General features: G+C 74.7%; 10 protein-coding genes. 7 read left to right on the top strand and 3 right to left on the bottom strand.

Going from position 1 to position 12559, the window contains the following annotated elements:
- Positions 1-164 precede the first annotated feature (164 nt).
- A complete protein-coding gene (locus tag AB0L45_RS23600; protein ID WP_365842977.1) occupies positions 165-2945 on the bottom strand; it encodes a helix-hairpin-helix domain-containing protein in 2781 nt (926 codons plus the stop codon).
- A complete protein-coding gene (locus tag AB0L45_RS23595) occupies positions 2942-3925 on the bottom strand; it encodes an aldo/keto reductase (protein WP_365842975.1) in 984 nt (327 codons plus the stop codon). Before AB0L45_RS23595 ends, AB0L45_RS23600 begins: the two co-directional genes overlap by 4 nt.
- A gap of 185 nt (positions 3926-4110) precedes the next feature.
- On the opposite strand from AB0L45_RS23595, the gene AB0L45_RS23590 reads away from it, so the two are divergent.
- Complete coding sequence (locus tag AB0L45_RS23590; RefSeq protein ID WP_365842973.1) at positions 4111-5166, top strand: LLM class F420-dependent oxidoreductase; 1056 nt, start codon at positions 4111-4113, stop codon at positions 5164-5166.
- Positions 5167-5454: 288 nt separating this feature from the next.
- Complete coding sequence (locus tag AB0L45_RS23585; protein ID WP_365842971.1) at positions 5455-6243, top strand: ferritin-like domain-containing protein; 789 nt, start codon at positions 5455-5457, stop codon at positions 6241-6243.
- Between the two features lie 135 nt (positions 6244-6378).
- On the opposite strand, the gene corA is transcribed toward AB0L45_RS23585, so the two are convergent.
- Complete coding sequence (gene corA / locus AB0L45_RS23580) at positions 6379-7371, bottom strand: magnesium/cobalt transporter CorA (protein ID WP_365842969.1); 993 nt, start codon at positions 7369-7371, stop codon at positions 6379-6381.
- A gap of 115 nt (positions 7372-7486) precedes the next feature.
- Here corA and AB0L45_RS23575 point away from each other — a divergent pair, with 115 nt between their 5' ends.
- The 5 genes from AB0L45_RS23575 (at position 7487) to AB0L45_RS23555 (ending at position 12457) form a co-directional block, all read left to right on the top strand.
- Positions 7487-8185 (top strand): histidine phosphatase family protein, encoded by a 699-nt coding sequence (locus tag AB0L45_RS23575; protein WP_365842967.1) that lies wholly within the window; start codon positions 7487-7489, stop codon positions 8183-8185.
- A gap of 129 nt (positions 8186-8314) precedes the next feature.
- Positions 8315-8905 carry a DUF3090 domain-containing protein gene (locus AB0L45_RS23570; RefSeq protein WP_365842965.1) on the top strand — a complete coding sequence of 197 codons (591 nt, stop codon included), beginning with the start codon at positions 8315-8317 and terminating at the stop codon, positions 8903-8905.
- Positions 8905-9885, top strand: coding sequence for an SCO1664 family protein (locus AB0L45_RS23565; protein WP_365843279.1), 981 nt, complete (start codon positions 8905-8907; stop codon positions 9883-9885). Before AB0L45_RS23570 ends, AB0L45_RS23565 begins: the two co-directional genes overlap by 1 nt.
- A 212-nt stretch (positions 9886-10097) precedes the next feature.
- Entirely contained in the window at positions 10098-11327 is a 1230-nt protein-coding gene (gene mshC, locus AB0L45_RS23560; protein WP_365842963.1) for a cysteine--1-D-myo-inosityl 2-amino-2-deoxy-alpha-D-glucopyranoside ligase, read from the top strand.
- 179 nt (positions 11328-11506) lie between these two features.
- Positions 11507-12457: a superoxide dismutase gene (locus AB0L45_RS23555; RefSeq protein WP_365842961.1), complete on the top strand. Its 951-nt coding sequence runs from the start codon at positions 11507-11509 to the stop codon at positions 12455-12457.
- Positions 12458-12559 lie beyond the last annotated feature (102 nt).

Below are 12559 nucleotides of genomic sequence, written 5' to 3'. Positions count from 1 at the left end.
CCGGTATGTGGACGCGTGACGGTACGTAGGCGCCTGGCGGTACGTAGGCGCCTGCCGGTACGTGGTTATGTGCCGCTATGTGGACGTGTGCCGGTATGTGGGCATGTGACGGTCCCGGGACGGTGCTTCGATGTGCGCCGTCCCGGGGACCGGGTGGGGCTGTGTCAGCCGGCCAAGGCGTCCGCCGTGGCCTGGACCGTGTGCAGCTGGAGCAGCGTCCGCAGGCGGGTGGTGCGCTCCTTCGCCGGGATCTCCGCGACCGCGCGCGGCAGCGCCTGGTCCACGCCCTGCACGACGGACAGATGGCGCTCGGCGCGGCTGAAGGCGGTGTAGACCCAGGAGCGGGTGAGCCCCTTGGCGGCGTCGCCCGGCAGTACGGCCACCACGGCGGGCCAGCGCGAGCCGACCGCCTGGTGGGCGGTGACGGCCCAGCCGTGCCGGACCGTCTCCGGGCTCACCCGCTCACGCGGTACGACCACGGGGGAGCCGGCGCAGTCCAGGTGCAGCCCGGCCGCGTCGGCGCCGGTGACCGTGCCGGTGACCGTACGGCCGGGGGCGGGCGAGTAGGCGACGCGGTCGCCCGGGTCGAAACCGCCGAACCGGCCGGGGCCGGGGTTGAGCCGTTCCTTGAGGGCCGCGTTCAGCGCGCGGGTACCGGCGGCGCCGCCGTGGCCGACGGTGACGACCTGCGTCTGCTCGGCGGGCACCCCGATCGCCCGGGGCACCGAGTCGGCGACGAGCTGGACGGTGCGGTGCACCGCCTCGCCCGGGTCGCGCGCCGGGACGATCACCACTTCCTTGCCGGGCGCCTCGACCTGGTTCAGCTCGCCGATGCCGATGCCCGAGACCAGTTCGCCGACCGGCCCGAAGTCCGGGGTGCGGGAGGCGACCTGGGGGCAGCAGTGGGCGGCCAGGACGTCCGCGAAGAGCCGGCCGGGGCCCGCCGACCACAGCATGCCGGGGTCGCCGCTGAGCACCAGCCGGGCGCCGTCGGCCAGCGACTCCACGAGCATCGCGGCGGTCTCCAGGTCCAGTTGCGGCGCGTCCAGGACGACGAGCAGGTCCAGGGCGAGCGCGCCGTCCGCGTCCCGGCCCGGCCCCTCGCGGCCGGCCAGCAGCCCGGAGAGCGTGACGGCGGCCTCGGCGGCGTCACCCGGCGCGGGCGCGCCGGCGAGGCCGGTGTACGCGCCGGCGGCCTCGGCGAGGTGCCGGGCCAGGCGGGCGCGGCCGTCCGGGGTGTGCGTGGCGCCGCACGCCCGCAGGCCGAGCGCGCGGGCCGCGGCGATCAGCGCGGCGGGCTCGGCGCGGGCGGCCTCGGCGCCGGTGTGCGCGACCAGGCCGCTGCGGGCCGCGGCGCGGACCAGCTCCGCGGCGGAAGGGGAGGGGGCGGCCGCCGCGGCGGCGTCCCACGCGGCGGCGGAGGGCTGCCGTACGGGCGCGCCTTCGCCGGGCACTCCGTCGGACGGCTGCGAGGGGCCGCCCTGCCCGGGCACATCCTCCGAGGCGTCCGCCGGTGCGCTGTCCGCGGCCTGCTCGACGTCGTCCGCCGAGGTGGCGTCCCCGTCGCCGGGCTCCTCGAAGGTGTTGAGCAGCCGAGCCAGACCGTCCGCGACGCTCTCCTCGGCCATGGCGAACCGGTCGAGCCCGAGCAGCACCCGGACCGGCTGCTCCTCGTCCTCGTCACCGGCCGCCGGACGGGCCGCGCCGGGCGTCTCGACGGCGTCCTGGAAGACCAGTACGGCCCCTTCGGCGATGGCCGTCTGCAGGGCCTCGTCCGGGTCGGTGACCGAGCGCTGGGCGAGCGCGGCGCGCAGCGCGGGCGCCTCCAGCGCGGAGTGCCCCGCCAGGGCGGCCTGCTCCAGCAGCCAGCCGACCAGGGCTTGCGCACGGCGGGCGTCGTCCGGCTCACAGGCCGGCCCGAGCAGCGCCCGCGCGAAGCCGTCGGCCTGCTCGGGGCGGACGCCCGGCACGGCGAGCAGCTGCCACGGGTCCGCGCGCAGCGCCTCCGCCGCGCGCTCGCCGAGCGTCTCGGCGGTCTTCGCGGCCAGCGCCTCCGGTGCGCCGCCCGCGGTCAGCACCTGCCGTACGCCGTCGAGGCCGGGGGCCAGGTCCGCCGTCGTGGCCGGATGGGCCATCGTGTGGGGAGCGGGAACGGGACGGCTGCCGCCGTCACCGCCCGGCGCCGGGCGGGTGTGGCCAGGGGCGCTGTCCTGGCCGGGCGCGGCGGTGGGCCGGCCGGGCCCGGCGGCTTGCGGCGGGGTGCCGGCCGGGCCGCCGCGCTCCTGGGCGCCCGCCGCCGGGGCCGGTACGCCGCCCTGGGGCTTCCGGGCGCCTGCCGCCGCGCCGGCGCCGCCCGACCGGGGCGACCGCTCGGTGAAGAACGAGTCCGCCGACCGCTCCCCGCTCTCCACGGCCCGCACGGCCGCCGCCAGCGCGGCAGCACTGGGCGCACTGGCGCGCCCGGTGGCAGGGGTGGCCTCCGGGATGGTGTTCGGAGTGCCGTTCGCGGTGCTGCTCGGGGTGCTGTTCGGGGCGTCCTTCGCGGTGCCCGGGGCGGCGTCACCCGCACCGGTGGGCGCGTCCGCCGCCGTACGGTCCGCGTCCGCGTCGGTGCCCGCCGTCGTACCGTCCGGGTGCGTGCTTGCCGTCGTACCCTCCGCGTCCGCGTCCGCCGTCGTACCCTCCGGCTCTGTGCCCGCCGCCGTACCCTCCGGCTCCGCGTCCCCGTCCGCCGCCACACGGCCGGAGTCCACCGCGCCCCCGGCCTCCGCCGTACCCGCATCCGTACTCGCATCCGCACCCGCGCCCCCCGGCGCACCACCCGCCGCGCCCTCCGTCCCGGCTGCCTCCGGGGTGACCGTCGTGGCGGTCTCCTCGGGGGCGGTCTCCGGGCCGGGCGCGGTGGGTTCGGGCGCGGCCTCGTCGGAGAGACGGTCGGTACTCACAGCGTGCTCCAGTCGTGGTCGGGGTAGTGGTGCACCGGGGCCGAGATGTCGTCCAGGGCCCGGCAGATCTCGTCAGGAAGACTAAGGGTCTCCACTGACAATGCCGCTCTGAGCTGCTGCGCCGTGCGTGCGCCGACCACCGGGGCGGCGACTCCTGGACGGTCGCGCACCCACGCGAGGGCCACCTGAAGGGCGGTGACGGCGAGCCCGTCGGCGGCCGTGGTGACCGCCTCGACGATGCGGCCCGCCGTGTCGTCCAGGTACGGGGCGACGAACGGCGCGAGCTGTTCCGAGGCGCCGCGCGAGTCGGCCGGGGTGGTGTGCCGGTACTTGCCGGTGAGCACCCCGCGGCCCAGCGGCGACGAGGGCAGCAGGCCGACGCCCAGGTCGCGCGCCGCGGGCAGCAGCTCCCGCTCGATGCCGCGCTGGAGGAGGGAGTACTCCATCTGGGTGCCGGCCAGGCGCGTCCGTATCGTCGGCGCGGACAGCTGCCAGGTCGCGGCCTTGGCCAGCTGCCAGCCGGAGAAGTTCGAGACGCCGACGTAGCGCGCGCGGCCGGTGGCCACCGCGATGTCGAGCGCCTGGAGGGTCTCCTCCAGCGGGGTGTGCGGGTCGAAGGCGTGCAGCTGCCAGAGGTCGACGTAGTCCGTGCCGAGACGTTCCAGCGAGGCGTCCAGCGCGTCCAGCAGGTGGCGGCGGGAGCCGTCGACGCGGCGGTCCGCGTCCAGGACGCTGCCCGCCTTCGTGGCGATGACCAGGTCCCGGCGCGGCACCAGCCCCTCGCAGAGCCGGCCCAGCAGGTACTCGGCGCCGCCGTCCGCGTACACGTCCGCCGTGTCCACCAGGGTGCCGCCGGCCTCCCAGAACGCCTTGAGCTGCTCGGCGGCGTCGTGCTCGTCGGTGTCCCTGGCCCAGGTCAGGGTGCCGAGGCCGAGACGGGACACACGCAGGCCCGTACGGCCGAGGTGCCTTTGCTCCATGGGCCTTGAGATTACTGGCCCGTCGCCCGGGCCAGGGGAACCTGTGGACAACCGACGGCCGGTGCGCCGCGGCCTGTGGACAACCGGGCGGCCCGCCACGTCGGACGGCCGCCCGGTGACGCCCGGCGCCACCCCGCGCTAGAGTCCCCGGAACACCGACGTTACTGATCAGTAAGGGGAGCGGCATGAAGCTCGGGATCAACCTCGGCTACTGGGGCGCCGGGATGGACGCGGACAACCTGGCCGTCGCGCAGGAGGCCGACCGGCTCGGCTACGCGGTCTGCTGGGCGGCCGAGGCGTACGGCTCCGACGCCCCCACCGTGCTCTCCTGGGTCGCCTCGCAGACCGAGCGCATCGACGTCGGCTCGGCGATCTTCCAGATCCCGGCCCGTACGCCCGCCATGACCGCGATGACGGCCGCCACCCTCGACTCGCTGTCCGGCGGCCGCTTCCGCCTGGGCCTGGGCGTCTCCGGACCGCAGGTGTCCGAGGGCTGGTACGGCGTGAAGTTCGACAAGCCGCTGGCCCGCACCCGCGAGTACGTGGAGATCGTCCGCAAGGCGATGACGCGCGAGCGGCTGTCCTACGAGGGGCAGCACTGGACGCTGCCGCTGCCCGACGGCCCCGGCAAGCCGCTGAAGCTGACCGTGCACCCGCAGCGCGAGCACATTCCGCTCTACATCGCCGCGATCGGCCCGAAGAACCTCACCCAGACCGGTGAGATCGCCGACGGCGCCCTACTGATCTTCCCCTCCGCCGAGCACCTGGAGGAGACGGCCATCACCCACATCCGGGCCGGCCGGGAGAAGGCGGGCAAGACGCTGGAGGGCTTCGACGTCTGCCCGACGCTGCCGCTGGCCGTCGGCGCGGACCAGGACGTCAGCGCGCTGGCCGACGCCTTCCGTCCGTACACGGCGCTGTACGTGGGCGGCATGGGCAGCCGCAAGCAGAACTTCTACAACCAGCTCGCCCGGCGCATGGGCTACGAGAAGGAGGCCGCCGAGATCCAGGACAAGTACCTGTCCGGCGACAAGGCGGGCGCCGCGGCCGCGATCCCGCAGCAGCTGATCGACCAGACCACGCTGCTGGGCTCCGTCGAGCGCATCGCGGACCGGATGCAGGCGTACGCGGCGGCCGGCGTGACCACGCTGACGCTGGCGCCCGCCGGCTTCACCCTGGAGGAGCGCGTCGCCTCGCTGCGGGCGGGCACCGAGGCCCTGGAGCGCGCCGGCCTGGCGTAGCACCGCACAGGGGCGCGGAGCGCGGGCGAGCCCGCGGCCGTGGTGGAGCGCGGGCAAGCCTGCGGCCGTGGTGGGGGCTCGGGGGTCTTCCCCGCCACGGCCGTCACCCCGCACAACGCCGGGACGGCCCGCGTGGTTACGGCGCGGTGCTCCGTCCGGCCGCCGGTCCGTCTTCCGACGGTCCGGCCCGTCACCTGTTCGAACGAGATGGCCGACGTGCCGGTTGCCACCCTTCCCGTGGCGCACTTCACTTTTCTCCTGCGGAAGCGGCGTATCGGAGGTGGCCCGGTGCTCTCGGCCAGAAGCCTGTTCCAGGAGATCCTCGACCACGACGAGTCCTACCGGCTCTTCTGCTCCATCGCGGCCGGCGGCGAGGCGCAGGGCGGCTGGGAGAACGGCCGCATAGCCGTCCTGATACCCGGCTCGCTGCGGGCACTGGCCCCGAAGGCCGCCCGGCACGGCGCCGACGAGGACAAGCACGGCCGGCTGTTCCACGCCTTGCTGCGCAAGCGCGGCCTGGACCCGGTCCCCGTCCCGGAAGCCACCGATTACACCGTCCTCCTGGAGCGCCGGGGCATCGGCCTGGCGCACGACAGGCTGCGCCGCGACGAGCCGCTCACCGAGCAGGACATCGTCACCTACCTCGCGCACAGCCGGGTCACCGAGCAGCGCGCCGCCGAGCAGATGGACCTGCTGAAGAAGCACTTCGGCGGGCACCCCGACATCGGCCGGGCCATCACGATGATCGCCCACGACGAGGAGAACCACCTCGCCTACTGCCACGAGGAGCTGCTGCGGCTGGCGGAGCGGGGCCACGGCCCGGCGATCCGGCGCGCGCTGCGCGCCGCGGCGCGCGTGGAGGCCGAGGTCTACCGGGACGTCAGCCTGGCCGTGATGGCCCGGATGGGGCGCATCCTGGGCTGGCCGCGCCCGAAGGCCGCCCTCCTCGCCGCCGGCATCCGCGCGGTGTACGCCTACGAGCGGCTCGCCGGCCGGCGCCGGATGGTCTCGCTGCGCCTCCCGGAACGGCGCGACGCGCTGGGCGGCCCGGCCGCCGCGGCGCCCGAACCCGCCTGAGACGTACCTACGGGACGTGCCTACGGGACGCGGCCACGGGACGCGGCCACGGGACGCGGCCACGGGACGCGCCCACGGGACGCGGCCACGGGACGCGCCCACGGGACGCGCCCACGGAACGCGCCGCGTCGGCGCTCACAGCCAGCCGCGCCGCTTGAACATGCGGTACAGCAGCAGCTCGATGCCCGCCATCACGGTCAGGATGCCGTAGTAGCCCCAGGACCATTTCAGCTCGGGCATGTGCTCGAAGTTCATGCCGTAGACGCCCGCGATCAGCGTCGGCACGGCCGCCAGCGCCGCCCAGGCGGAGATCTTGCGCATGTCGTCGTTCTGCCGCACGCCCATCTGCGCCAGGTGGGCGCTGAGGATGTCCGACAGCAGCCGGTCCAGGCCCTCGACGGACTCGTTGGCGCGGGTGAGGTGGTCGCCGACGTCCCGGAAGAACGGCCGGGCCTCGTCGTGCACGAACGGCACCCCGGGGTTCTGCAGCCGCAGCATCGGCTCCACCAGCGGGTTGGTGGCCCGCCGGAACGCCAGCACCTCGCGCTTGAACGCGTAGATCGCGGCGGCGGTGTTGTTGGTGTCCGACCGGGACGGCGCGAACACCTCCGCCTCCAACTCCTCCAGGTCCACCTGGAGTTCCGCGGCCACCTCGATGTAATGGTCGACCACCGCGTCGCTGACCGCGTACAGCACGGCGGTGGGGCCGTGCCGCAGGACGTCCGGCTCGTGCTCCAGGCGCCGGCGGACCGCGGCGAGCGGGCTGGCCGCGCCGTGCCGGACGACCACCACGAAGGAGTCCCCCAGGAAGATCATCAGCTCGCTGGCGGAGACGGTGCCCGCCGTGTCGTCGTACGAGATCGGCTTGAGCACGACGAACAGCGAGTCGTCATAGACCTCCAGCTTCGGCCGCTGGTGGGCCTTGAGGGCGTCCTCCACGGCGAGCGGGTGCAGTCCGAACTCCCTGCTGACATGGTCGAACTCCTCCCTGGTGGGCTCGTGCAGTCCGAGCCACAGGAACGAGTGACCCTCGGCGCGTGCCGCGTCGAGGGCGTCGGAGAAGTCCCGCGGCCCCTCGGTGCGGCGGCCGTCCTGGTAAATGGCGCAGTCGACGATCACACCGGGCATTGTCACTCGCCGTGCCGCGTCGTGCCAGGAGCGCAGGACACGGGCATACGGTGCCCGGTGTCACTGCCCGGTCCCGCGTCCGGCCCCGCCGGACCGAGAACGTAGGCTGGCTGCCATGCCCACGCTGATCCTGGTGCGGCACGGCCGCTCCACCGCCAACACGTCCGGCCTGCTCGCCGGGCGGACGCCCGGAGTGGCCCTCGACGAGCGGGGCGCCGCCCAGGCCGCCGCGCTCCCCGGCCGCCTCGCGGACCTGCCGCTCGCCGCCGCCGTGAGCAGCCCGCTGGAGCGCTGCCTGGAGACCTTGCAGCCGCTCCTCGACGCCCGGCCCGGCCTGCCCCTGCACACCGAGGACCGCGTCAACGAGTGCGACTACGGCGACTGGTCCGGCCGCAAGCTGGCCGAACTCAACGACGAACCGCTCATGGAGGTCGTCCAGCAGCACCCGTCCGCCGCCGCCTTCCCCGGCGGGGAGTCCATGCGTGCCATGCAGGCCCGCGCCGTGGACGCGGTGCGCGACTGGAACGCCCGGATCGAGGCCGGGCACGGCCCCGAAGCGGTCTATGTGATGTGCTCGCACGGCGACATCATCAAGTCGCTGGTCGCGGACGCCCTCGGGCTGCACTTCGACCTCTTCCAGCGGATCTCGGTCGAGCCCTGTTCGCTGACCGCGATCCGCTACACCCGGCTGCGGCCCTACGTCGTACGCCTGGGCGACACCGGCCACTTCGGCGGGCTGGCGCCGCGGGCGGACGGCAGCACGGCGGCCGACGACCGGGACGCGGCCGTCGGCGGTGGCGCGGGCGGACCGTGATCAGCGGGCGCAGTAGGGTGGTGCGACGGCGCTGTCTGCCAGACCTCCTGCGTTCCGTACCCGGAAGCCACACCCGCAGGAACCGCAGCGACCTCAGTGACCCCGCAGTCGAGCAAACGGAGCAGGACGTTGTCCCGTCAGGTGTTCTTCTACGACGCGCCGGACCGCTTCGTGGCCGGTACGGTCGGGCTGCCTGGCCGCCGTAGCTTCTTCCTCCAGGCGACGGCTTCCGGCCGCACCACCAGTGTCGCCCTGGAGAAGACCCAGGTCGCCGCGCTGGCCGAGCGTATCGACGAGCTGCTGGACGAGGTGGTGCGCCGCAGCGGCGGCAACGCGCCCGTCCCCGCGGTGGCCCCCGCCGAGATGACCGACACCGCGCCGCTGGAGTCACCGGTCGAGGAGGAGTTCCGGGTCGGCACGATGGCGCTCGCCTGGGACGGCGACGAACAGCGCATGATCATCGAGGCCCAGGCGCTGGTCGAGCTGGAGGCCGACACGGACGAGGACCTCGCCGAGGCCGAGGAGCGGCTGCTCCAGGACGACGAGAACGGCCCGCCGATGCTGCGCGTGCGCCTCACCGGCACGATGGCCCGCTCCTTCGCCAAGCGGGCCCTGGAAGTCGTCAACGCGGGGCGCCCGCCCTGCCCGCTGTGCAGCCTGCCGCTCGACCCGGAAGGACACGTATGCCCGCGTCAGAACGGATACCGGCGGGACGCGTGATGCCGGGGGAGGAGACGGCGGCGGCCGGCGGCGGCCCGGCCGGGCAGGTGGCGGACGGCCGTACGGGTGACGGCCGGGACAGCGGCCCGGAGGGGCGGGCGAACGGCAGCGGCGCCGGTGGCGGCGCTGACGGGAGCAACGGTGGCGGAGGGACCGGCGGCACCGGCGGGATATCCGTCCGGGCCGCCGGGCGGCTGACCGCCGACGTCCTCACGCACGGCGAGCTGACCGTACGCGGACAGGTTCGTGCGGCGTCCAACGCCGTCCTGTATTGCACGGTCACCCACGAGGGCGTCAGCGGCACCTGCGTCTACAAACCCGTCGCCGGCGAGCGCCCGCTGTGGGACTTCCCCGACGGCACCCTCGCCCAGCGCGAGGTCGCCGCGTACGAGCTGTCCCGGGCCACCGGCTGGGACCTGGTGCCCACCACCGTGCTGCGCGACGGCCCGTACGGGCAGGGCATGGTCCAGGAGTGGATCGAGGCGGTGCCCGACGGCGCGGAGCTGCTGGCGCTGGTCGAGGACGAGGAGCCGGGGCCCGGCTGGAAACCGGTGGGTTTCGCCGAGGTCGGCGAAGGGCGTACGGCACTCCTGGTACACGCCGACGACGAGCGGCTGCGGCGCCTGGCCGTCCTGGACGCCGTGATCAACAACGGTGACCGCAAGGGCGGCCACCTGCTGCCCGCCGAGGGCGGCCGGCTCTACGCCATCGACCACGGTGTGACCTTCAACGCCGAGGACAAGCTGCGCACGCTCCTGTGGGGCTGGGCGGGCGAACCGCTGACCGAGGAAGCCCGCGAGGTACTGGCGCGGCTCGCCACGGAACTGGCGGAGGGCGCCCCGCTCGCCGCCCGGCTGGCCGGACTGATCACCGCCGCCGAGCTGGCGGCGCTGCGCGCCCGCGTGGCGGACCTGCTGCGCACCGGAGTGCACCCGCACCCGGGCGGCGACTGGCCGCCGATCCCCTGGCCGCCGGTCTGAGACGTGCCCGCGGGTGCCCGCCGAGCGCCCGCGGGCGGCCCGCCCCACCTCGTACGGCCCCCGGTACGGCCCCTGGTAAGCCCCCTACGGCCCCGGTACAGCCCCCGTGGCGACCCGATGGCACAGATCCCCCCTCGGCGCAAGAGTGCCTTCTCAGCCAAGATCCGAGATCCGGTTCGTATGCGGAACGTGCATCCGGTTACGCTCAAGGCATGCATGCATGGCCCGCTTCTGAGGTCCCCGCCCTGCCCGGCCAGGGCCGCGACCTGAGGATCCACGACACCGCGACCGGCGGACGGGTGACCCTCGCCCCCGGTCCCGTCGCCCGTATCTACGTCTGCGGCATCACGCCGTACGACGCCACCCACATGGGGCACGCGGCGACCTACAACGCGTTCGACCTGGTCCAGCGCGTGTGGCTCGACACGAAGCGCCAGGTGCACTACGTGCAGAACGTCACCGACGTCGACGACCCCCTCCTGGAGCGGGCGCAGGCCACCGGCGACGACTGGACCGCACTCGCCGAGCGCGAGACCGCCCTGTTCCGTGAGGACATGACGGCCCTGCGGATGCTCCCGCCGCGCGAGTACGTCGGCGCCGTCGAAGCCATACCGTGGATCGTCCCGATGGTCGAGCGGCTGCGCGACAGCGGCGCCGCCTACGAGCTCGACGGCGACATCTACTTCTCCGTCGAGGCCGACCTGCACTTCGGCGAGGTCTCCCGGCTCGACGCCGAGGCGATGCGGGTGCTGTCCGCCGAGCGCGGCGGCGACCCGGAGCGCCCCGGCAAGAAGAACCCGCTCGACCCGATGCTGTGGATGGCCGCCCGCGACGGCGAGCCCAGCTGGGACGGCGCCTCGCTCGGCCGCGGCCGGCCGGGCTGGCACATCGAGTGTGTGGCCATCGCCCTGCAGTACCTCGGCATGGGCTTCGACGTGCAGGGCGGCGGCTCCGACCTCGCCTTCCCGCACCACGAGATGGGCGCCTCGCACGCCCAGGCCCTCACCGGCGAGCACCCCTTCGCCAAGGCGTACGTGCACGCCGGCATGGTCGCCCTGAACGGCGAGAAGATGTCCAAGTCCAAGGGCAACCTGGTCTTCGTCTCCAAGGTGCGGCGCGACGGCACGGACCCGGCGGCGATCCGCCTGGCCCTGCTCGCGCACCACTACCGCGCCGACTGGGAGTGGACGGACGCGGTCCTGGAAGAGGCCGTGGAGCGGCTGGCGCGCTGGCGTGCCGCGGTCTCCCGCCCGGACGGCCCGCCCGCCGACGCGCTGCTGGAGGAGATCCGTACGGCGCTGGCGGACGACCTGGACTCGCCCGCCGCGCTCGCCGCGGTCGACCGCTGGGCCGCCGCGCAGCAGGCGGACGGCGGCAGCGACGAGGGTGCGCCCGGCCTCGTGTCGCGCTCCGTGGACGCGCTGCTCGGCGTCGCGCTCTGACCTCCTGACGGGCCGCGGGCGAAACGGTCCGCCACCCTCCGCCCCCGGGGCGCTCCCTCACGTGAGGGAGCGCCCCGCTTCGCTTGTGAAGACGTGCCGGTGCGGCGGACGGCGGGCCCGGGGGTGTGCTGGGCTGAGCGGTCACAGGCCCCTCGGTCCCCGCAGGAAGGACGCGCACCATGTCACGTTCCCTGTCCCGCCGAAGACTCCTCGCCACCGGTACGGCACTGGGCGCCGGCGCCGTACTCGGACCGCAGGCCGCACCGGCCCGCGCGGCCGGCGGCTGGCCCACCACGATCCCCCTGCCCGACGGGTTCCGCCCCGAGGGCATCGCCATCGGTCCGGGCCCGTACGCGTACTTCGGCTCCCTGGCCGACGCCTCGGTCTACCGCGCCGACCTGGCCACCGGCCGGGGCAGGCTGATCACCGGCGGTCTCGGCACGGGCCGGCAGGCCGTCGGCCTGAAGACCGACGCCCGGGGACGGCTGTTCGTCGCGGGCGGCCCCGGCACGCTCCGCGTCATCGACACCCGCGACGGCACCGTCCTGGCCACCTACCCGGCCGGCGACGGGCAGAACTTCGTCAACGACGTCATCCTCACCCCGGAGGCCGCCTACTTCACCGACTCCTTCCGCGCCCAGCTGTACGTGCTGCCCCTCGGGCGGCACGGCGAACTGCCCGGCCCGGACGGGCTGCGCACCCTGCCGCTGACCGGCGAGTGGGTCCAGGGCCCGGAGTTCAGCGCCAACGGCATCGAACGCACTCCGGACGGCACGGCGCTGCTCGTCGTCAACGCCTATGCGGGCGCGCTCTTCCGGGTCGATCAGCGGACCGGGAACGCCCGCAAGGTGACGCACAGCGGCCCGCCGCTCGTGAACGGCGACGGGCTGCTGCTCCTGGACCGGGACCTGTACGTCGTGCAGCAGGCGCAGAACGCCGTGGACGTCCTGCGCCTGAACCGCCCCGGCACGTTCGGCCGGGCCGTCGCCCGGATCACCGACCCGCGCTTCCGGATACCGACCACCGCCGCCGCCTGCGGCGACCGCATCTACCTGCCCAACGCCCGCTTCGACGTGGACCCGCCGCTGCCGACCACGCCGTACACCGCGGTCGCGGTGGACCGTATCTGAGGCTTCGGCAGGTGAGGGCTCCTCGGTATGTGAGAGGTCGGCAGGTGAGGGCTCGGCAGGTGAGGGCTCGGCAGGTGAGGGCTCGGCCTGTGAAGGTGCGCC

Source organism: Streptomyces sp. NPDC052496 (assembly GCF_040679095.1).
Classification (GTDB): domain Bacteria; phylum Actinomycetota; class Actinomycetes; order Streptomycetales; family Streptomycetaceae; genus Streptomyces.
The sequence above is the reverse complement of the archived record's forward strand: the minus strand, read 5'-3'. Positions and strand labels throughout refer to the sequence as shown.

What these genes read in the sequence shown, in the direction of transcription:
- AB0L45_RS23595 (WP_365842975.1), bottom strand. Translation starts at nt 3,925, where the DNA reads ATGGAGCAAAGGCACCTCGGCCGTACGGGCCTGCGTGTGTCCCGTCTC.
- AB0L45_RS23590 (WP_365842973.1), top strand. Translation starts at nt 4,111, where the DNA reads ATGAAGCTCGGGATCAACCTCGGCTACTGGGGCGCCGGGATGGACGCG.
- corA (WP_365842969.1), bottom strand. Translation starts at nt 7,371, where the DNA reads ATGCCCGGTGTGATCGTCGACTGCGCCATTTACCAGGACGGCCGCCGC.
- AB0L45_RS23575 (WP_365842967.1), top strand. Translation starts at nt 7,487, where the DNA reads ATGCCCACGCTGATCCTGGTGCGGCACGGCCGCTCCACCGCCAACACG.
- AB0L45_RS23565 (WP_365843279.1), top strand. Translation starts at nt 8,905, where the DNA reads ATGCCGGGGGAGGAGACGGCGGCGGCCGGCGGCGGCCCGGCCGGGCAG.
- mshC (WP_365842963.1), top strand. Translation starts at nt 10,098, where the DNA reads ATGCATGCATGGCCCGCTTCTGAGGTCCCCGCCCTGCCCGGCCAGGGC.
- AB0L45_RS23555 (WP_365842961.1), top strand. Translation starts at nt 11,507, where the DNA reads ATGTCACGTTCCCTGTCCCGCCGAAGACTCCTCGCCACCGGTACGGCA.